Origin of the sequence: Dolichospermum sp. UHCC 0406 (genome assembly GCF_009712025.1) — a bacterium.
In the GTDB taxonomy this organism is placed as follows: domain Bacteria; phylum Cyanobacteriota; class Cyanobacteriia; order Cyanobacteriales; family Nostocaceae; genus Dolichospermum; species Dolichospermum lemmermannii.
Genome location: NZ_VILA01000016.1, coordinates 94,946 through 115,774 on the forward strand (window position 1 = coordinate 94,946; position 20,829 = coordinate 115,774).

General features: G+C 39.3%; 20 protein-coding genes. 10 read left to right on the forward strand and 10 right to left on the reverse strand.

Annotated features, from left to right (window positions below):
* Positions 1-6: 6 nt before the first annotated feature.
* On the reverse strand, positions 7-1,155 hold the full coding sequence (locus FJR09_RS14860; protein ID WP_168652673.1) for a VWA domain-containing protein: 1,149 nt from the start codon (positions 1,153-1,155) through the stop codon (positions 7-9).
* A 366-nt stretch (positions 1,156-1,521) separates the two neighbouring features.
* Complete coding sequence (locus tag FJR09_RS14865; RefSeq protein WP_041458229.1) at positions 1,522-1,896, reverse strand: cytochrome c; 375 nt, start codon at positions 1,894-1,896, stop codon at positions 1,522-1,524.
* 564 nt (positions 1,897-2,460) lie between these two features.
* On the opposite strand from FJR09_RS14865, the gene petG reads away from it, so the two are divergent.
* Complete coding sequence (petG, locus tag FJR09_RS25290; protein WP_015078754.1) at positions 2,461-2,574, forward strand: cytochrome b6-f complex subunit V; 114 nt, start codon at positions 2,461-2,463, stop codon at positions 2,572-2,574.
* A gap of 169 nt (positions 2,575-2,743) precedes the next feature.
* Here the strand turns inward: petG and rsmD are convergent, their stop codons facing one another.
* Positions 2,744-3,325 carry a 16S rRNA (guanine(966)-N(2))-methyltransferase RsmD gene (gene rsmD / locus FJR09_RS14875; RefSeq protein WP_168633067.1) on the reverse strand — a complete coding sequence of 194 codons (582 nt, stop codon included), beginning with the start codon at positions 3,323-3,325 and terminating at the stop codon, positions 2,744-2,746.
* Positions 3,326-3,391: 66 nt separating this feature from the next.
* Complete coding sequence (gene hisH / locus FJR09_RS14880) at positions 3,392-4,027, reverse strand: imidazole glycerol phosphate synthase subunit HisH (RefSeq protein ID WP_015078752.1); 636 nt, start codon at positions 4,025-4,027, stop codon at positions 3,392-3,394.
* A gap of 66 nt (positions 4,028-4,093) precedes the next feature.
* Here hisH and FJR09_RS14885 point away from each other — a divergent pair, with 66 nt between their 5' ends.
* Both FJR09_RS14885 and FJR09_RS14890 read left to right on the forward strand, forming a co-directional pair.
* A complete protein-coding gene (locus tag FJR09_RS14885; protein WP_015078751.1) occupies positions 4,094-4,672 on the forward strand; it encodes a pyroglutamyl peptidase in 579 nt (192 codons plus the stop codon).
* A 41-nt stretch (positions 4,673-4,713) separates the two neighbouring features.
* The gene (locus tag FJR09_RS14890; RefSeq protein WP_168652672.1) at positions 4,714-6,072 is read left to right on the forward strand and encodes a DUF3370 domain-containing protein; all 1,359 of its coding nucleotides are present in this window, start codon (positions 4,714-4,716) and stop codon (positions 6,070-6,072) included.
* 199 nt (positions 6,073-6,271) lie between these two features.
* On the opposite strand, the gene FJR09_RS14895 is transcribed toward FJR09_RS14890, so the two are convergent.
* Positions 6,272-7,009: a GDSL-type esterase/lipase family protein gene (locus FJR09_RS14895; RefSeq protein ID WP_041457655.1), complete on the reverse strand. Its 738-nt coding sequence runs from the start codon at positions 7,007-7,009 to the stop codon at positions 6,272-6,274.
* A gap of 24 nt (positions 7,010-7,033) precedes the next feature.
* Here FJR09_RS14895 and FJR09_RS14900 point away from each other — a divergent pair, with 24 nt between their 5' ends.
* Positions 7,034-7,207, forward strand: a complete 174-nt coding sequence (locus tag FJR09_RS14900; protein WP_158310505.1) for a hypothetical protein — start codon at positions 7,034-7,036, stop codon at positions 7,205-7,207.
* Here FJR09_RS14900 and pheA read toward each other — a convergent pair.
* Positions 7,197-8,048 carry a prephenate dehydratase gene (pheA, locus tag FJR09_RS14905; protein WP_015078748.1) on the reverse strand — a complete coding sequence of 284 codons (852 nt, stop codon included), beginning with the start codon at positions 8,046-8,048 and terminating at the stop codon, positions 7,197-7,199. The two genes, FJR09_RS14900 and pheA, sit on opposite strands and share 11 nt — an antisense overlap.
* A gap of 110 nt (positions 8,049-8,158) precedes the next feature.
* Here pheA and FJR09_RS14910 point away from each other — a divergent pair, with 110 nt between their 5' ends.
* Positions 8,159-8,758 carry a DUF1997 domain-containing protein gene (locus tag FJR09_RS14910; protein WP_015078747.1) on the forward strand — a complete coding sequence of 200 codons (600 nt, stop codon included), beginning with the start codon at positions 8,159-8,161 and terminating at the stop codon, positions 8,756-8,758.
* Positions 8,759-8,771: 13 nt separating this feature from the next.
* Here the strand turns inward: FJR09_RS14910 and FJR09_RS14915 are convergent, their stop codons facing one another.
* From FJR09_RS14915 to FJR09_RS14925, 3 genes are all read right to left on the reverse strand, one after another.
* The gene (locus FJR09_RS14915; protein ID WP_015078746.1) at positions 8,772-9,416 is read right to left on the reverse strand and encodes a ribonuclease HII; all 645 of its coding nucleotides are present in this window, start codon (positions 9,414-9,416) and stop codon (positions 8,772-8,774) included.
* Between the two features lie 257 nt (positions 9,417-9,673).
* Complete coding sequence (locus FJR09_RS14920; protein WP_168652671.1) at positions 9,674-11,803, reverse strand: Rne/Rng family ribonuclease; 2,130 nt, start codon at positions 11,801-11,803, stop codon at positions 9,674-9,676.
* A gap of 1,073 nt (positions 11,804-12,876) precedes the next feature.
* Positions 12,877-15,480 carry a TIGR03960 family B12-binding radical SAM protein gene (locus FJR09_RS14925; protein ID WP_168652670.1) on the reverse strand — a complete coding sequence of 868 codons (2,604 nt, stop codon included), beginning with the start codon at positions 15,478-15,480 and terminating at the stop codon, positions 12,877-12,879.
* A gap of 631 nt (positions 15,481-16,111) precedes the next feature.
* Here FJR09_RS14925 and FJR09_RS14930 point away from each other — a divergent pair.
* Positions 16,112-16,309, forward strand: a complete 198-nt coding sequence (locus FJR09_RS14930) for a hypothetical protein (protein ID WP_015078743.1) — start codon at positions 16,112-16,114, stop codon at positions 16,307-16,309.
* Positions 16,310-16,384: 75 nt separating this feature from the next.
* Here FJR09_RS14930 and FJR09_RS14935 read toward each other — a convergent pair whose 3' ends face one another.
* A complete protein-coding gene (locus tag FJR09_RS14935; protein ID WP_015078742.1) occupies positions 16,385-16,741 on the reverse strand; it encodes a hypothetical protein in 357 nt (118 codons plus the stop codon).
* Between the two features lie 270 nt (positions 16,742-17,011).
* Between FJR09_RS14935 and clpS the strand changes: the two genes are divergently transcribed.
* The 4 genes from clpS to FJR09_RS24745 all read left to right on the forward strand — a co-directional run.
* Complete coding sequence (gene clpS, locus FJR09_RS14940; RefSeq protein WP_041457654.1) at positions 17,012-17,293, forward strand: ATP-dependent Clp protease adapter ClpS; 282 nt, start codon at positions 17,012-17,014, stop codon at positions 17,291-17,293.
* A 57-nt stretch (positions 17,294-17,350) separates the two neighbouring features.
* Entirely contained in the window at positions 17,351-18,175 is an 825-nt protein-coding gene (locus FJR09_RS14945; protein WP_168652669.1) for a CPBP family intramembrane glutamic endopeptidase, read from the forward strand.
* A gap of 533 nt (positions 18,176-18,708) precedes the next feature.
* On the forward strand, positions 18,709-20,427 hold the full coding sequence (locus tag FJR09_RS14950; protein WP_168652668.1) for a bifunctional serine/threonine-protein kinase/formylglycine-generating enzyme family protein: 1,719 nt from the start codon (positions 18,709-18,711) through the stop codon (positions 20,425-20,427).
* A gap of 219 nt (positions 20,428-20,646) precedes the next feature.
* Positions 20,647-20,829 (forward strand): hypothetical protein (locus FJR09_RS24745; protein ID WP_217361127.1); only part of this gene is annotated, 183 nt, incomplete at its 3' end.

The following is a 20,829-nucleotide window of genomic DNA, read 5'->3' on the forward strand; positions in this document are numbered from 1 at the left end:
TATAAACTATTTCTTGATTTTGATAGATATTTCGTATTCTCTCTGGCGTGAATCTGGGCAATTTAGGGTAAATTTAGAAGTTGATATGAGAGTTCGTGATGTAACTTTTTTATTGTTAAGTTCAATTTTTGTATCTTCTGTGGGAACTAAATAAAGTTTTTCTCCTTTCCGTTCTAAATATGCTTGTAATTCTCCACCTCTAAAGTCAATAGAATGTATACAGCTAGGATCATATTCACCAATAGCAATTTTTTTATTATTTGGTAATCTACATATTCGTTCTTCATCTTCTCCATCATCTTCTAACTTAATTCGTACCTCCCATTTTTTTTGCAATTTAGCATATTTTAATATACCCCCTACCATTGATGCAAGTATGAATAATAAAATTAAACTTGGTAGCCATAGCTGTTTGAATAAATAAGGATTAACTAAACAAGTTTCTTGTCCTCCTGGTACTGGTGTGCAAACTTCTTGAACTGTAGGATTAATGTCTACTACAGATAATGTATAATCTTTATTATCTTGGTTTTTAATGATGAGCGATCGCTCTTTGAATGATAAAGCCTTAATCCAATTCTGTCTTTCCTGACTTTCCGGTGATGTCGCAATTCTCAAAGGACTATTAGCAGGAGTTTCTATCCAAACTTGGGAAGTAATTCCTGGTTGAGTAAATAACGGTGCATCAGTAATCCAAACAACCGATTGCGGCTTAATTAGTTGATTTTTGGAAACTCGATTTTGATTAATCTGGGCAATACCTTGATATACTATTAACTCTGCTCTTTGAATATCTGTTCCATAGCGGTTAGGGTCAGAATTAAAAGGAATTTTCGCTAATACTTTATTAATATTTTCCGAATTTTTATCTCTAAAATATATGGGTGTTCCTAATGGATTTTCAACAGAGATAACGGCATCAAAAACCAAATCTTGAGCAAAGGGAACAACATAAACAGAATCTCCAGGTTTGAGACTGTCTTCAACTATTTGACGTAAATGAATCCGACCTTGATCATTTAAACCTACACTTTCCGTGATATCAATAGCTAAAACCACATCACGTTTACCCCCACCCCACAGGGATACTAACTGTAAGCCATTTCTTTGCGTATCAGTCAGTGGTTGTCCAGGGGTAATTTTTGTCAAAGTCACAAACCCTATAGCCCATTAAATAGTGTGTATCAGAATTATTACACAAAGAGTCTTAAAGTTTTCGTCTTTACGCCTTGACGCGAAACATAATTTATATAGCTATTATGTAACGCCGTCATATCATATCATGTATACTTCTTATTAATTATCAGTTAATACAAATCCACAATTGTTGAATCCTGCAATAAAACTTTACAATCTTTGCGTTTTACCCTCAACCAGAATCTCGTATTAAGACAACTTTACATATCGTTACATACCTTTGAATTTTTCTGTTCACTTACTTAGTATACACAACTAATTTTTCTGTTCTCTGTTCCCTATTGCCTCTTTTAACGAGTGAATTTAATTTTGTCTGACAAAAGTTCATAGACTTTCTAGATAGCTTAAAAGGTCTGCCATTTCTTGAATACTGGGCTGGAATTTTGGCATGGGGGGAGTTTCACCGCTAGTTACTTGATGAATTAGTCCATAGCGGGATTTATATTTGGAGATTTCATGTAAACTCGGACCAACTAGTCCATTTCCTTCTAAACCATGACAACCAGCACAGTTGATTTGGAAAATAGCTTTTCCCTGGACTGGGTTTCCCTGGAGGGATAGAACACTTTTAACATAAGGATCAGAGGCTTTTACTATCTCAATCCCAAACAGGATTAATGGGAGGGCTATCAGCATCGCTACAGTGAACATAACGAACTGTTGAATTAGGGTTTCAGGTTTGATGAGCTGGTTATCCAAAAGGGTTGCTTTGACAATGTGCAAGTTTTCATTTCCTACACATAGCTTAAAATTTCTTGATGGTGTTCGCAAGTACAAATGATAATTTTTATAAGGGAAATGCCGAAAACCCTTGAAGATGTAGCTGACTAAGTCAGCTACATCTGTGCTTTAGACAAGGGATGAAGGCTAGAGGCTTTCCTTTATCCTGCATTGACATTAATTGAAAAATTTGAAATAATTTCAAATTTTAATCCATATTCGTGAGACAATTAAATTGTCAGCAAAGACATTAAAAACCTACCGGGGGACTCTCGGAAAGTTACGCTTGTCAGAGATGATTCTGCCAGTAATGGCAAACAGGATCAGGGCAAGAACCCAAATATTTAAGGAACCCTGCCTGAATCTGGGATAACTGAGAGATATAGACTGAAACTCTCTATAGAATCCCCGCGTCTTTAGACGCGGGGAGTGTCAACTAGTATTTAGATTTAAAACTGTTATGGGATGGGAGATTATTGCCAAATTTGGTAAAATCAAAAACAGGACACGAATCTTTCCATAATTACAACAAGGAGCTTTACAGTGGTTGAACCCCTACTATCAGGTATTGTGCTTGGTTTAGTTTTTGTAACTTTAAGCGGATTATTCTACGCTGCTTATAGACAATACAAACGTCCCACCGAATTGGGCGGCTGATATTAATTGATGAGTCAGGAGTCAGGAGTCACCGAGTCAGGAGTCACCGAGTCAGGAGTCACCGAGTCAGGAGTCACCGAGTCAGGAGTCACCGAGTCAGGAGTCAGGAGTCAGGAGTCAAGGAAGAAGAAAGAAGAAAGAAGAAAGAAGAAAATTCTCCGTCTATTCCCTATTCCCTATTCCCTGTTCCCTGTTCCCTGTTCCCTGTTCCCTGTTCTTGATAAAATGTCAAAGCTGTTTTGCCATAGCTTTTTTGACGGCAGATTTCCCAGTTGTCAATGTTTGATGGTTGCCAATTTCTGTAACGATGTTCGACGGCTATTTCTCCTTGGCAATCTAAAAGCTGATATTGAGCGATCGCTTGTAATACTGGTTCATATAATCCACTAGTATAAGGTGGGTCAAAATATATTCTGTCAAATTTTTGACCTGATAATTTTTTTAACTGTTGGGTGACATCTCCCCGTAATAGCTGAAATTTTTGGTCTGGCTTGGCCACGTGCTGCCAATTTTCTTGAATTATGGCACAGGATTGACTAGATTCTTCAATGCCGATAACGACGCTGGCTTCCCTGCACAAAGCCTCCGCACCCATAGAACCACTACCGGCGCACAAATCTAACCAGCGACAACCAACGATTGTTCCCTGCCAAATATTAAACAATGCTTCCCGGACTCGCGCACTGGTAGGTCTGGTATGTTCACCTGGTAAAGTTTTAAGCAGACGATTCCCGTAAATTCTTAGACTCATTACTTAATTGATCATTAAATCTTCAACTTTGAGCAAATAAACACCTGAAAATATTACAAACTTTTGTTAAGCAAAAACTTTTTCACGGACTTGAGCCACAAAATTAGATAGAATTTGCAATCCGACATTTGATGATTTTTCAGGATGGAATTGGACAGCCATGAGATTTTCATGAGCGATCGCTGCTGTAAAACTTTGATCACCATGAGTCACAGTTGCCGCGCGAACTTGGGGATTTGTGGGTTCAACATAATAAGAATGCACAAAATAAACCCAAGGATCGATAGGTAAATGTTCCCATAAAAGACTTTTTGGTTGGTTAAGTTGGAGTTGATTCCAACCCATGTGGGGAATTGTCATCCCCGGTTGAGAACGAAAACGGCGGACTTTTCCGGGGACAATTCCTAGTCCTGGTAACGTTCCTTCGGCGCTGGATTCAAACAAAATTTGTAATCCTAAACAAATACCCAAGAACGGTTTACCAGAAGCGATCGCATCTTTAATCGGTTGTTCCAAACCACGCGATCGCAAATGTTGTACCGCTGGATCAAATGCTCCCACTCCTGGTAAAACTATAGCATCTGCTTTTGCCAACTCTTGAGAACAATAAGTAACGAGAGGGGTCGCACCAGCTTTTTCTAATCCTTTGCAAACAGAGTGCAAATTTCCCATATCGTAATCAACAACTGCAATCACTGCCATTTAGCTGCTCCTTGTAAATTTATGAGGCAGGGCTTTTAATTATTCTAATTCTAATTATTATTTATAATGCAAAAAAAAATACTATTAACTTCTTTTGACATTTGGTTAAGCCAACAAGAGTCAAATTCATCCGATGACTTGTTACTCGGACTAGCCAAAATGGCTTCACTCTCCCATGATTTAGAATTTTTGCACCGTCTCCCTGTCGATGTGCAACTGGCAAGTTCTCTCGTCATTGCCAAAATTAATGAACTCCAACCTGACTATATTATCTGTTGTGGTATGGCTGCAAGTCGTTCCCAATTAAGCGTAGAAGTCCTTGCCAGTAGCACAAGCACCTTGCCTGTAGAGTCTACAAATTCTGCCGACATCTTACCTCAAGAGTCTAGAAATTCCCCCGAAAATATTTTCCAAACCAGCGTGGATTTAGAAAAATTATTAGTCGGAACAGCCGCAGTTGAGATTAGCTACGACTGTGGTAAGTTTGTCTGCGAGGGACTTTATTATTCAGTTTTAGACTATTTACACCGGTCTCAACTGTCAGTTAAGTGTATTTTTGTTCATGTCCCAATTTTAAATCCAGAAAATTCGCTCAAGATAATTGCCGATTTCGTTTTGATCATGAATAACTTGGCACTTCTTTAGAAAAATTCCCGTCTGTTAAAAAAAAATTACTCAGTATTATTATGTTGCCACTATTACTAGCTTTAACTCTTGCTCAAGCTGTTCCTGCCACACCACCACCAGAAGAAATATTACAAATACAATCAGTCCGTCCTTTACCGGGAAAATTGGATTCAGTGCCGGTATTTAATAGCAATAGTCCAGAACTGGTATTAAAAGAAGGAATTTTACTTTCTACCTTTCCCGCAACGGGAAAAAAAGTCACATCAGCCCATTTAGATTTTCCCTTGCGTGGACAGTTTGATATTTTTGCCCATCATATTGCTAAAGCTGACCCACCGGAAAATTTACGTTCTTTGTATTTGGGCATCATCTTACATAATCCTGGTTCTCAACCGGTGACAGTAAATATATGGCAAGGTGCGAGTTATTTAAGTCAACCAGATGCCCCATTTAAGGAATTACCATCTTTAATCCCTAATGATTTAGGAACAGTTTTTGCAGGTCCAGGGAGTCGAGTCATGTCTGATATTTTGAGAGGAAAAAGACAAGATATTTTTCCCTCCCAAATTGTCATTCCCCCAGGGACAAGTCAGATGTTATTAAATTTACCAATTCCCGTCCAAGGACTAACACCCCCTTTAAATGGTCGTTCTACATATCTGCGACTGCGAAGTAATGGTAATGTTTACTCCGCAAGTTTGGCGATGTTTGCCCGGACAAATACTGACGGTAGTGAGCGATCGCCTAATTTAGCAGAATGGCAAAATTTATTAGATAATGGTGAATTATCCACCCCTAGAGATAAAGTCCCCACTCCTATCACAGGAAACAACAAACCGACAATTTACGGACGTGTAGCGGGAGTATCTAAGGGTTCTCGATGGTTAGCCGATATAGTAGATACACCAAAAAGCAAGTATTTAACTATTCCTCAACCGGGTGCAGCGTTTTCCTACGGTTTGAGTACCTTACATGGGGGAACATTAGGAACAAATCAAATTCAAACCGCACCCATGTTAGTGCGCTATCCTGATACTGCTTATTACGCTCATGGTAATTATGGGATTCAATATAGTCTCAAGTTACCTTTATACAACAATACTCAAAATCAACAAACCGTAAGTGTTGCAGTCCAAACTCCCCTCAAAGAAAATCAATTAAGTAAACCTGGACTTCGCTTTTTTAAGCTACCAGCGCGTCAAATCTTCTTCCGAGGGACTGTGCGCTTACGTTATCAAGACCAGGGAAAATGGCAAAATAAATTTGTGCATTTAATTCAAAAGCGTGGTGAAACGGGAGAACCTTTGGTATCGTTGAATATAAAACCAGGAAATACATCTTTAGTCCAAGTTGACTTTCTGTATCCACCAGATGCTTCACCACCACAGGTTTTAACGGTATCAACTCAAGTTAAGTAGGTAAACAGCATTAAACTGTAGGGGTTTAGCAATGCTCATTGGTGTCAAATTAAGGGTAATTAAAAGAATGCAGAATTTAGAATTTAGAATTTAGAATTACGTTTTGCAACGGGGATTTTACCCCGACGCAAAACCCGCTGCTTGTAGAAGCAGGGGACTTTAACCCCCAAAGGTAAGTTAATAAATAAAATCCCTATTTTCATCTAAATTCTTGTTGCAATTCTGCCCCATAATCAGCTTGACAATGATATTCCGATAATTCTTTCCAGTTAAGTACAGATTCTAGTAAGTCCTGATAACCCAGTGTATTCGGGTGCAGTCCGTCATTGGTAATCCGTTCACTTCTCCATCCTTGACTACGTTGCATCCATTGATCAAAAATATCTAAATAGGGAATTTGTCTTTGTTCACAAGCTTGCCGTGTTGCTTCTTTGTAGCGGTATTGGTCAGCGTGATTGTAGAATAAACAATCCAGAAAAGGCATTTTTGTTTCGTCTACGGGAACCATCCCCACAAACACCACAGGACAAAGTTTTTGAGCTTGATCTAGTAATGTGGCGATTTCTGATTCAAACTGACTAAAATCTGTGTAGTTTCTGCCCTTGGGACTTCTTAATCGAGGTGTATCGTTGACACCGACAGATAAAATAATCAAGTCTGGTACACGATTGCGGATTTCTCCCCGGTGGCGAAATTCCACTTCTAAGCGTTGGGCAATTTGCTGTGTGCGATTGCCCCTTACTCCCAAATTATAAAGCACATGACCCACACTATCCGGTAGCATCCACCACCGTCGCAGTTGTTCCACCCAACCACCTTTTTCTGGATCACCGTATCCATATACTAAGCTATCTCCCAAGGCGACAATCTTTAAAGGTTGACAAAGTTTTGGCGATACAGATAATTGCATTAAGGTAGAAGTCTGAAAACTTGACATTTTAAAAAGTAATGTAATGGATATTTGCAGAAGATTCTATTACAGGAGTCAGGAGTCAGGAGTCAGGAGTCAGGAGTCAGGATGAAGAAGAAGGAAGAAAAAAGAAGAAAAAAGAAGAAAAAAGAAGAAAAAAGAAGAATAGTTTTCACCAATCACCAATCACCAATCACCAATCACCAATCACCAATTATAAACTAATGGGTAACACGCTATAACTACCAAAGATTTTCAAGATTTCTGTATAATTTTGTAACTCTCTTAAAGCAGATTTCATCATCTGTGCATTCACATCTGCTTCAATATCCAAATAAAATAAATATTCGCCCAAAGAGCGTTTTGTAGGACGCGATTCAATCCGACTGAGATTAATACCCAAACGAGCAAATACCGCCAATGCTTTCATTAATGCGCCCGGTATATTAGCTGGTACACTGAATGCTAAGGATGTATGAGTACAATCAATGGGATGATTTTCCTCCGTGCTAACCACCCAAAACTGAGTGCAGTTTTCTGGGTAATCATTAATACCTTTAGCTAAAATAGGTAAATTATACAATTGCGCCGCTCGACTAGAAGAAATTGCCGCTGTAGTTACTTCCTGTTCTAATCTCTGTAGTGCTTCAGTAGTAGAATTACTAGGAATTAAATTGACATTTGGTAAAAAACGTGACAACCATCCTTGACATTGAGCTAACGCTTGGGGATGAGAATAGACAGTTTTAATAGTATCTAAGTTAGTTGCATAGGAAATTAATGTATGTTGAATTGGTAAAACTAACGCCAACTGAATTTTTAAATTATCCAATTGCCATAAGCTATCCAGTGTCATGTTGACACTACCTTCAATAGAATTTTCCACAGGGACAACAGCTATTTCTGCTTTTTTATCTGCTATAGCTTGTAGTGATTGAGCTATGCTAGGATAAGGATATAAATTAGCGATAATGCCCTGATGGGTTTTTAACCAGTTGAGATAAAAAAAAGCTGCTTGTTCGGTATAAGTTCCCTGTGGACCTAAATGAGCGATTTTCAGATTCATGCTTTTAAATTTGGCGAATTTAATTAATAATGAAATGAAAGTTTGATTTTTTAGCAATTTAAATTGTTAAAAAATATTACAATAAAAAAAACAAATGGTTTAATTTGCTCATGGTTACTAAGTTTATTGCCTCTCAATCGGTGGAAATTTCCGTTCCTAAGCAATCTATTCCTATTCAACACTACTTGCGTCAACCTCAACGTTTGGTCAATGCCTTAGCTGATAATACAAGAATTCAACAACTTTCTGACGAAGTTTTTCGGTTAAAAATGCGTCCTCTGTCTTTTATGTCACTGAGTATTCAGCCAACCGTAGATATGCGAGTTTGGGCAGATGCCAGCGGTACAATTTATTTGCGATCGCTCGGTTGTGAAATACTGGGTTTTGAGTATATTAACGAAAGGTTTGCGCTGAATTTAAAAGGCTATTTATCACCAGTTCAACTCAATGGTGAAACTCACTTGCAAGGGAAAGCTGATTTGGAAGTTTTAGTAGACATACCACAACCATTTTCCTTTACACCCAAATCAATTTTAGAAACTACAGGGAATGGATTACTCAAAAGTGTGCTACTGACAATTAAACAAAGATTGTTACATCACCTCTTAGCAGATTATCGGCATTGGGTAATCTCGCAAACTCAAAATAACGAGATTGATCATAACATTCCTGATAGCGGTAGAGTGACCAAGCCATATTACCAACTTTGAATTTTGAGTAGTTTTAAGATGGAATTTGGCAAGGACGAAAAGAACGCCGATGTAAAGGTGAGAGTCCGTATTTTTGAAGTGCCAGTAAATGACGCGGACTTCCGTAACCTTTATTCCGTTCTAGATCATATAAAGGGTATTTTAATGCTAACCGTTGCACCAAATCATCACGCCAAACCTTAGCCATAATACTAGCTGCGGCAATATTAAGCGATAGTTCATCACCCTTAACAATTGTTTCTTGTGGTATTGGCAAATTCTTCACCAACTGATTACCATCAATCAAACACAGTTCAGGCTTTACCTTCAACTTCAAAACAGCCCGCTTCATAGCTAATAGAGTTGCCTGTAAAATATTCAACTCATCTATTTCCGCAGTTGTAGCATAACCAATTCTCCAGTCTAACGCCAGGGTATTAATTTTTTCAGCTAGTTTAGTTCTGCGAGAGCTAGACAACTTTTTACTATCCTTAATGTTATCTACCATCAGGATTGATAAAGCCTCTACTGGTAATATAACTGCCGCTGCCACCACAGGACCAAATAAAGCCCCTCTTCCTACCTCGTCCACACCCCCAACTGCACCCTGCATATTTGAGTAGCTAGAAAACTCTAACCAACTCGAATTATCCCAGAGTGCAGGTTTAATTTCTCCCATTGTCTAAACTGTGATTTGTGTGATTTGTTTGATTCAGATGATTAGTCGTAACTATGATTTATGTAATTGATTTAAGTAAGTAAGTAGACGAAAATAAATCAAAGTAGATTAAGTAATGTAAAAAATCTGGAGATGATTTCGTAGTAAGGGCTTCAGACCTCAAATGAGGAATAAGTTCCTCACTACAAACTTTGAATTATTCAAGCCGTTCTACTTACTTAATTAATTAATCACATAAATCACACAAATCATGAAAATCATAGTCCGAAAACATCTGGATCTAAGGCTGATGAACGACGACGACGACGACGATTAGGAGTAGATCCATTATTAGTTTCAGCTTCTATTTCAGCTTCTATTTCAGTTTTTCCTTCAGTTTCAGTTGCTTTTACTTGGGGAACTATTGTCAATTCTGGGAATATTGCTAATGGTGGGAAAGATGATTCTTCTTCTAGCTCAAAAGTTGGTTGCGGTATTTTAATGGTGACAACTTCAGGAATTGTCTTTTCCATTACAATTGGTTCGGGGATAAATTCAGTTTCTTCAATAGGTGATTGTCCTGGTTGAACAACATTAATAATCACCGATCTTGGATTTTTTCCCTCCCGATCTAACTTGAGTAAAGGAGAAATTCCCATTTCAGCATAAGTATCTTGTTCCTTTGCTGACATTTCCACATTAATAATCTCTGGTGGTTCTACCTTAATCGGTTCTAGTTTGACTTTTGCCCGTTCTGGCCTTTCTGTCCAACCGGATTTATTAATAGTAGGTGGAGCGATTTCTGGGATTGGTAATTCAGGTTCTTCTAAGTCCAAATCTGCATCATTGACAAAAGCTAAAGGATTGGTAGGTAAGCGGGATTCATCTTTATCATTAGCGCCATTCACACCAATACGACTCCGACGAGTCCGGGTCCGGCGCTTATCATTTAGTTCTTGGTAACTAGGATGATTGATCAAATGGAGAGAGCTAAATTCTGGTTCAGTTTCAAAACCATCTCCAAAACCATCATAGGTATCGCGGGGTGTGGCTTGGGCTACGCTACCGATATCAGGAATGCGGGTAGGTGCAGGTGTCCGAGATTCCCTTTGTGGCATCGGTACAAACCGCTCTGGGATGTCCGCAGCCGGAATGGGTAAGCGGTTTTCCGTTTCTCCCGGTAATCTGACGGTATGTCCTAAACCGCCGCAAGTAGGACAAGTTTCGCCAAATAATTCATAAATGTTTTGGCCTTGACGTTTACGAGTGAGTTCAACCAAACCTAGTTCAGTCAGTTGAGCAATTTGGGGACGAGCTTTATCAGCTTTTAGAGCTTTGTTAAAGTGTTCTAAAACTTGCATTTGATCACGTCGAGATTCCATGTCAATGAAATCAACCACAATCACCCCAGCAATGTTCCGCAACCGTAACTGACGAGCAATTTCCGCCGCAGCTTCGCAGTTTGTCCACAGCACTGTTTCTCTAGCAGTTGCGGAACGAGTAAAAGAACCGGAGTTGACATCTATGACGGTTAAGGCTTCTGTTGGTTGGATGATGACATAACCACCTGATGGTAAGTCTACTCTCGGTCTGAGGGCTTCGCGGACAGCCGCATTGATCCGGAAATATTCTAAGATAGGAGAGCGATCGCGGTGATGATCAATTAGCAATCCTTGGGGTGTTTGGCCACCACTCCAGTTTTGTAAATACTGCTTCACCCGTTTTAAGCCCGTGCTGGAATCAACAACAATGCGATTCACATCACCACCATACATATCCCTGAGAACGCGCTGAATAAAGTCATCATCACGATTCAGTAGAGCCGGCGCACGGGAAGTTACTGCTTCTTGTTGCACAAGTTCCCACTGCTTTTGCAGCACTTCTAAATCTTCAATAATTGCTTCTTCTGGCTTGCCTTCTGCTTCTGTGCGTACCAGCAGCCCCATTCCGGCTGGTTTTACTAGAATTGCCAAAGCTCTCAGGCGATTACGTTCACTTTCGCTCTTAATCCGTCTCGATAAATTTACTCCCCGTCCGTAGGGCATCAACACGACATAACGACCAGGTAAGGTGATGTTACCTGTCAGTCTGGGGCCTTTTGATCCCGTTGGTTCTTTCATCACCTGCACTAAGGTTTTTTGCTGTGGTGTCAACAGTTCTGTAATCGCTGCTGCACTACGTTTTAGCCTTAATGGACCTAAATCAGTGACGTGAATAAAACCGTTGCGTTCTGGGTCGCCGATATTGACAAAAGCCGCATCTATCCCAGGTAAGACATTTTCTACTACACCTAAATAGATATCACCAATTTGGTGATGACCAGTAGCTACAACGAGTTCTTGTATTTGATCTTCCGAAAATACAGCAGCGATTTGATGCTGCTCCGCGATGATAATTTGTTTTGGCATTCAATTTCCTCAAAAATTGGCAGCACCGCTGGGAATTACAAGGAAGTTCTCTGTTATCCCGCTTGTCCTGACGGTCGCTGCTACAAGACGCTACTAGTAATAAAAATTCGCAATTTGAGTAGCTCTGCAAAGTTATGAAGAGCTAACTAATGATACCTTGGATGCGTTTATACGCCGGATTATTCCTGAATAGCTGCATATATTTTACAGACTTCAATCAACCGCCTTTGGCCGATTTTCCATACTATACGCTGCTATTTAAACTTTGGATATCCGTAGATATCTATTTCAAAGTTAACGCTTCATCAAGTAAAGTTGACTATATCTAAATAGCACACACTTTGTGTAAAACCTCCGCGTTTAGACACGGTTTCTTTTTGGGTTTACCATCTGCTGACGGAGGGAAATCTGCCTTTAGCACTGGATTCACTATCCGTGTTTTTACTAGAAAGTCTAGCTGGGTGCAGATAACTCACTGAGTCATCTTTACAAGAATTTTGGCAGGGTTTTAATCTCTGTCAATACTTACGTGGTATTTTTTACAATTAAACACACTTGCATTTGCAGCAATTGCATAAAAGCCCGCAATCAAAGCAAGTCTTATTTAAGAGATAGAATGTATCAGTGAATGGAGAAGTTGACGAAAGCTATTGTTAGTGATTGATTCACAAGGTAGCTATAGAGAGAGTGGTTTGTAATCAGCAGCGGAATTTGTCTGGGATACAATCTTAGAAGTTACACTCTTATATTTTTGCCTTCGCTCCCGTGATGATCACAGGTAGTGAATCAATTGACATACTCACCGAACTGAAGGTGCGGTGATTCTTGACACTTCGCCAGAACACGCCACAAGTGGTCTTATCGTCCCTCCATGTCCGTTTAAAGTCTCCCAATGCCCTATGGCGACTATGACCAAATTTTAACATAAAGCCGTCCTGGAAGGACGAGGCTTGTGTCCCGTCTTTTCGGTCATTCAAGGCAGCACCAGAAAATTTCTCTTGATTATCATTCTAACGCAACCTTGCGAAAAATCAATTCCCACAATGTCCTAATTTTTGGCAACTACTAGCAAGTTATCCAATAACTAGACGCTTGCGGTGGATATGCAAGAGGTGAAATTCTCCATTCGCCACTGTTTCTAGCATAGACAATATTTGCTCAGGACGCAAGATCACACCGTCGGGACGACAGACACCCAAATAACGCAATACTGCTGTTGAGTCTGATTCTCGGTGAGAGGATGATACTAATTCTATCTCCCACAGGCGATAGCGCAGATTTATTAATTGCTGCTTACCGGATTTAGTTGTATGTGCCGATAAAATCTCCTCTTGATTTTTAATAGTTTCAATCCAACCTTGCCATTGTGCCGGTTGTACCTCGCTTTGGGGTATAGACACTGTTAGTAAATACTCGGCTGCTTCTAGAGATTGGGTAGCAGAGGGAGACTTGATATCTACTTCTACCACATTATATATAGGGATGTCAGTAGGTAGCTGCTTAACCAATTGGGCATGAAAAGTTTCAATATCAATGGCTTGGGTCAACTCAAAATCAACAATTTCCCCTTCACTGGTAGCACCTAAAGTCAAAGCACTGGCTAGACAAATCCTCGGACCAGGATGAAAACCACCTGTGAATGTAATTGGTAAACTGGCACGGCGCATAACTCGATCAAATAGACGCATTAAATCCAAGTGACTGACCAAAGCCATATCCCCTTGTTTACCAAAGCATACTCGCAATCGTTGGGCTTTGGTGGTGTTGGGAACAAAATCACCGGTAAAGCTGGGAATGGGTGGTGCAGCCACAACTACATTATGACCGAAATCAGTGCCACAGACTCCACAATGAGAACAACCTTCAAAAGAGCAGTCGGGGACAATTGCGGCTTCTAGAGCGCGTTGGAGGTCTTCTTGTAGCCACTTTTTATCAATGCCAGTATCAATATGATCCCAAGGTAAGGGAGTATCCAAAGGTGAGAGGGTTTCTGGTTCTTTGTTGTCAGCAGCAAACAGATTCCATTCGCCATTTTCAACTTGACGGTATTTCCAGTCTAGACCGGCTTCGGTAATGGCTGTTTCCCAAGCTGTAAATGCTGCATCTACATTATCATACCAAGAATCCATACCTGCACCCAGTTCCCAAGCGCTACGTAACACTTTCCCCAGAGTGCGATCGCCTCTACCAATAAAGTCTTCCATGGCGGAGATGCGAAAATCCGTGAAATTTACTTTCACATTCTTCATTTTGCGAAACTCTTGTCGCAGGAGATTTTGCTTTCTCGCAAATTCCGTTGTGGAGACTGAATGCCATTGAAAGGGAGTATGGGGTTTGGGGGTAAAATTAGAAATGGTCAAGGTAAAGTTTAACGATCTTCGGCCTTTTTCCCAACATTCCTGTTTTAACCAGTTGACCGTTTCTACAATACCGATCACATCGGCATCTGTTTCACCGGGTAAACCAATCATAAAATACAACTTGATTTTATCCCAACCTTGTGACCAAGCTGTTTTTACACCCCGCAATAATTCTTCATTTGTCAAACCCTTATTAACAATATCCCGCATTCTTTGTGTACCCGCTTCTGGGGCAAAGGTCAACCCACCTTGGCGCGTACCTCCCAGGATATTAGCAATATTTTCATCAAATCTATCTACTCTTTGACTTGGTAAGGTTAAGGAAATATTATCATTTTTTAAGCGATTTTTAATTTCCATCCCCACCGCTGGTAGGGCTAAATAATCAGAACAACTTAAAGACAACAGGGAAAACTCATTGTAACCAGTTTCCCGCATTCCCTTTTCTATAGCTTCTACTACTTTTTCCGGTTCGACATCCCTCGCTGGTCTAGTTAGCATTCCTGGTTGACAGAAGCGACAACCGCGAGTACAACCTCGACGAATTTCAATGGTGAGGCGATCATGGACTGTTTCTACATAAGGTACTAAGCCAATAGAATAGGCAGGAATGGGCGTAGCTACTCTTCTCAGGACTCTTTTGGGGACATCTGGACGCAGGGGATATACAGCCCCACCAATACCCATTTCATAGAACTGCGGCACATAGACACCAGGGATTTGTGCCAAGTCTAATAATAGTTCTTCTCGATTCCAGCCTGTTTTTTTCCCTTCTTCTAAAACCAAGCCTATTTCGGGAAGTAGTTCTTCACCATCTCCCAAAACGATGAAATCAAAGAAATCTGTATAAGGTTCGGGGTTAGATGTTGCTGTTTGTCCACCGGCAAAAATTAGCGGGTAATTTCCCTGTAACCGTTCTTCTCTAGTGACGGGAATTCCGGCTAAATCTAACATTTCTAAGATGTTAGTTGCGCCTAATTCGTAACTGAGACTAAAGCCTAAAATATCAAAGTCCGTTAACCACCGTTTAGATTCCACTGCAAACAGGGGTGTCTGCGTAGTGCGGAGTTTTGCGGCTAAATCCGCTCCTGGTAGGTAAGCGCGATCGCATAATTGACGAGGTTGGGCATTCAAAATGTTGTATAAGATGATATGCCCTAAATTTGATGCTCCTACCTCATACACTTCTGGATAGGTCAAAACCCAACGAATTGTTGCCGTATCCCAAGGCTTATGGACTGCTAAACGCTCATTACCCAGGTAACGAGCAGGTTTTAAAATATCCGATGTTATTAATTGTTCAACTAAAACAGCCACTTGCTATCTTCTAGCTACCATAAATTACAGCTAACCAATCTAAGAATAGCATTAATTAGAGATTTTAACTTGAGTTCAATAATTTTATCTTGTAAATTTGGTGCTGCATGAATTATGTTTCGCGCAAAGACGCAAAGGAGCAAAGGCGCAAAATTTTAGGAATTATATTGAAATTATCATATAAGCTTTGATAAGTTTAGATTTGCATTTGATTTGAAGATAACCTTTTTTCTGACTTGGCTACAAGTTGGAAGTCTCTTTACTCAATCTTTATAGGTTGAGTGGGTTTATTTAAAGATTGTCATAAGTCAATGGTAAAGTGTACTTATATATACATTTTTTTTTAGCAAGTTAAAAAACAATCTACTTATGCCTTCTGAATGCAGATTAATCATCTGTCGCTATAGCAATACTATTGCTGAAGCTAGGAATGGAGGTGGTTTCAGTAAAATTTCTCTGTAGTTGTCAGCCCTTATTTTTACCTTTGTCGCTGATAAAAACAGAGTTACCGAATAACTGGTCTTGATTATTTAGTAGTGATCTAAATCACAGGATCGAGAGGTATAAATCACCTTTTATACCGAAAATTGTCTGAGATAATGACTAGTAACTGCAATTTGGTTTATTTGTTATGAAAACTCGATACGTGATTCGTCAGTTGGTAGAAAAAGCCCTGCATATCCGCAAATTAACGCCAGAAATCGAAAATGAGATTAACTCAGAATTAACAAAGCTTGGTCATATCTCTGATGTTGACTATGAAGCTTTAGAATTACTAATGGCAGAGATGGATGCTGGTAGAGTACAGTTAGTTCCTACTTGGGGATAAGTCTCATCGCACTGGGCATCAACGCTGCTTACTAGCATCCTATGTTGCTAGTGTTACCTATGCAATTAAGTCTCTTTATGTTTCTTGTCCTTGTTGATATGCTTGCCACAGTTGATGAATAAATAAATTAAATTGTTGTTTAGCTCCTAAATCAGGCTCAAATTTGAGTTCTTTGGGAAAAAGTTGCCCTAAAAAAGCAATAACTTCTGTATCTAGAGCCGGTCTAAATAAATCTAATGGCCATAACAAATCAGATACATTTCGTAAATCCATCACAAGTGGTAATTCTTGGGTAGAGTTCACAAGCAGTAAAGGACGCACCCAGCACAATTGACGGGAAACCACGATTTCAATAACTTCTGCATAAAGATTTTGACGACTATAATCCAAGGACACAATTTGTCCTGGTTGAAATTTTGGGCTGATATCCATAACTATCTAGAGTAGGAACTATGTTGCAGTTTCCTTGATTTTAATAATTTCTGTTGCTAGTGAGGAGATAGAAGGCAAAGAAAAATTTTCTCTGTCCCATTATCAATGCAAATTTCTTTTATTTGTGTTATGATGTTTTAGGAAAAAACTTCTCAGCAACGCCAAAAGTATTTCCAGGTGAAACCGCGGCAGTGCAGAAGTAAATAACTGTTGAGCAAATGCCTAACAGGACTGTATTGTAGTAAATCAACAATAAAAGAGCAAAGAATCGTGTCAGTCGAAACCATTGAGAAGCGTTCTACATCCCGCAAGCTTGCGCCTCAGTATCGCGTCTTGCTCCATAATGATGATTATAATCCGATGGAGTATGTAGTACAGGTGCTAATGACTACTGTTAATAGCATCACCCAACCGCAAGCTGTTAGTATTATGATGGAAGCTCACCATAACGGGTTAGCTTTAGTAATTAGGTGCGCTCAAGAACACGCGGAGTTCTATTCTGAAACCCTCAATAATCATGGTTTAAGTAGTACGATTGAACCTGACGAATAGTCATTGGTCATTGGTCATTAGCAGTATATTGTTGACTAATGATAACTGACTAACTTTATGAAAATTAATCTCACTCAACTTACCCAATACCCCGTTCCTGTGAGGCTGGTTTGTTTTATACTGGCCTTACTATTTTTATGGCTACCCCTAGCTGTACCAATTTATTTGCTAGTCAAAGATACCAATTTAGAAAGTATTTTGACGCTGGTGATATTATATGTAGAGTTTATTTTTCTGCTGAATATTTGGGGTAAGCAAGTTTATCAACAACCAAAAATATTCAGCCATTATGGTTTAGAATTTACACACCTGAATGGGGTGAATGTGTTGCAGGGGTTGGCTATTGGACTAACTACTGTTTTAGTTTTATTTGGTTTGGAAGGTGTACTAGGTTGGTTGGTATGGCAACAACCACAAGTATTTTTAGGGAGAATAATTTTAGAAGGTTTATTAGTTAGTTTGGGTGTGGGTTTTGCAGAGGAATTATTATTTCGGGGTTGGTTATTGGATGAGTTACAACGAGATTATAAATTAAATATCGCTCTCTGGATAGATGCAATTTTATTTGCTGTATCCCATTTTATTAAACCTTTGGAGGCAATTATTCATACTTTACCCCAGTTTCCGGCTTTGGTGCTGTTGGGCTTAACGCAGGTATGGGGAAAACGTTGGAAACGGGGGCGTTTGGGTTTACCTATTGGTTTACATGGTGGGTTGGTTTGGGGTTATTACATCATTAATGTGGGACAATTAACCCAATATTCGGGTCAAGTTCCTGATTGGGTTACTGGTGTGAATAATAATCCTTTACAGGGAGTTATGGGGGTATTATTTATGGGTGGTTTGGCTTGGTGGATAGGTAATCAGCAAAAACCCGATTAAGAAAAAACTATGCGATTCAAAGTAGATGCGGTTTAATTCAAAATCATTAAAATTATCATCAAGGCTTGACAAAGCCAAAAGCCTATGTTATGATTATGTTATGAGTGGAAAAGTGTGCGCCCATATATATAGACTTTTCCAACACCAATATAATTATTTTCCTCTTTATCCTGAAAATCCTCAAATCCTGGACATCCTGATTCTGACAATTTAATCCATCAAGACTTGACAAAACTCAAAGCTTGAGTTATCCTTATGTTATAGGTGGAAAAGTGTGCGCCCATATATATAGACTTTTCCAACACCAATATAATTATTTTCCTCTTTATCCTGAAAATCCTCAAATCCTGGACATCCTGATTCTGACAATTTAATCCATCAAGACTTGACAAAACTCAAAGCTTGAGTTATCCTTATGTTATAGGTGGAAAAGTGTGCGCCCATATATATAGACTTTTCCAACACCAATATAATTATTTTCCTCTTTATCCTGAAAATCCTTAAATCCTGATTCTGACAACTTAAATTTTATTATGGCTTATTTTACCCCAGGGCAACTACTCAAAAAAGGACAATACGAAATTATTGATACTCTTGGACAGGGAGGATTTGGTATTACCTATTTAGCGCAAGATCATAAACGCAAAAAAGAAGTAGCTATCAAAAGTCTCAATGTCTCTTTTTTGAAACAACGCTATCGAGATAAATATGGGAATACAGAAGGTTTTGGAGACTTTCTAGCAGAAGAACAGGACAAGTTTAACACCGAAGCAATGGTCTTAGCTACCTTTGATCATCCTCACATTGTCAAAGTGTATCCTGAACTGTTTCAAGAAAATGGTTTATCTTGTATGGTGATGGAATATGTCAAAGGCAAAAATTTAGAACAATATTTATACGCGAATGGTGTTTTTAGTGAAAGTGCGGGTTTAGAAATTATTAAAGGCATTGGAGAGGCTTTAAGTTATATTCATAGTCGTAATTATCTGCACCGAGATATTAAACCTGCGAATATTTTACTAAGAGAAGAAGACAATAAAGCCATATTAATTGATTTTGGTTTAGCCAGAGAAGTCAACTTTGCCGAATTGATGAGTTTAACAAATGCCAAAACTCCGGTTTTTGCACCACCAGAACAATTTGAAAATAGAAGTAATTTCACTCCGGCGTTAGATATTTATGCTTTAGCTGCGACATTATATGTAATTATCGCTGTTCATGAACCTCCTTTCATTCCTCTGCCTAGTCCTTATCTGAATGCTAAGATTATGCTAGATATGAAAATGGCGATTGAACCACCGCAAAAATACAATTCTCAAATTAGTCAAAAGGTAAATGATGCTATTCTCAAGGGAATGGAGTTAGATTATCAAAACCGTCCTCAGTCTATTACAGAATGGTTTAGGTTTTTAGGTATTCAATCACAAAATAATCATCTCAAAACTTTCACTTTTGAAGTTGTCACCACCAACGCAAAAGGAAGCATTATCAACAAACGCAACCACTCAGCAAATTACTTTGTGGAAGATTTGGGAAATGGGGTGAAGTTGGAAATGGTGGAAATACCCGCAGGAACATTTCACATGGGTTCACCGACATATGAAACGGGAAGATTATATTATTATGAAAGTCCCCAACATCAAGTTAATGTTCCCAGCTTCTTTATCGGTAAATATTCTGTGACTCAAGCACAATATCAAGCTATCATGGGGAATAATCCTGCTTATTTCAAAGGTAATAATCGCCCTGCTGAATTTGTGAGTTGGGATGATGCAGTCGTATTTTGTCAAAAGTTAAGCCAAAAAACAGGTAAAAACTATAAGTTGCCCAGTGAGGCACAATGGGAGTATGCTTGCAGGGCGGGAACAACGACACCTTTTTATTTTGGTGAAAGTATTACCCCAGATTTGGTAAACTATAATGGTGAGTTTGCCTACACTGCTGCACCAAAAGGACAATATCGAGAACAAACCACAGATGTAGGAACTTTTCCCCCTAATGCTTTTGGTTTGTATGATATGCACGGAAATGTGTGTGAATGGTGCGAAGATAATTGGCAGGAAAATTATATAAATGCGCCTATAAATGGTAGCGCTTTTATAAACCTAAGCAATGTAAAGCTGCTGCGCGGTGGTTCGTGGTTCAGCAATTCTGAACGTTGCCGTTCTGCTTACCGCGGCTACAACATCCTCGACCACAACGACGACGGTATTGGTTTTCGGGTTGTTTGTAGTGGCGCGGCGAGGACTTAGTTGCCCTTTATACTCTTGCTCTTTTGCCCTCTGCTCTTTTTTCTTTTCCCTTGTCCCGCCGTTAGGCGGAATTCTTTTTGGATAAATACTGGATGTGGAAACCTTATATATGTGGGCGCATACTTTTCCACCTATAACCTAAGCATAGTCGAAACTGAGAATTTTGTCAAGGGGTAAAATTGTCTGAATCAGGATATCCAGGATTTGAGGATTTTCAGGATGTTGTTGGATGATTTTTGGTGGGGAGTTGATGATTTGATTTTGTCTGATAGCGAAGCGTGGCGCAAGCCATATCAGGATATCCAGGATTTGAGGATTTTCAGGATGTTATTGGATGATTTTTGGTGGGAGTTGGTGATTTTATTTTGTCAGAATCAGGATATCCAGGATTTAAGGATTGAC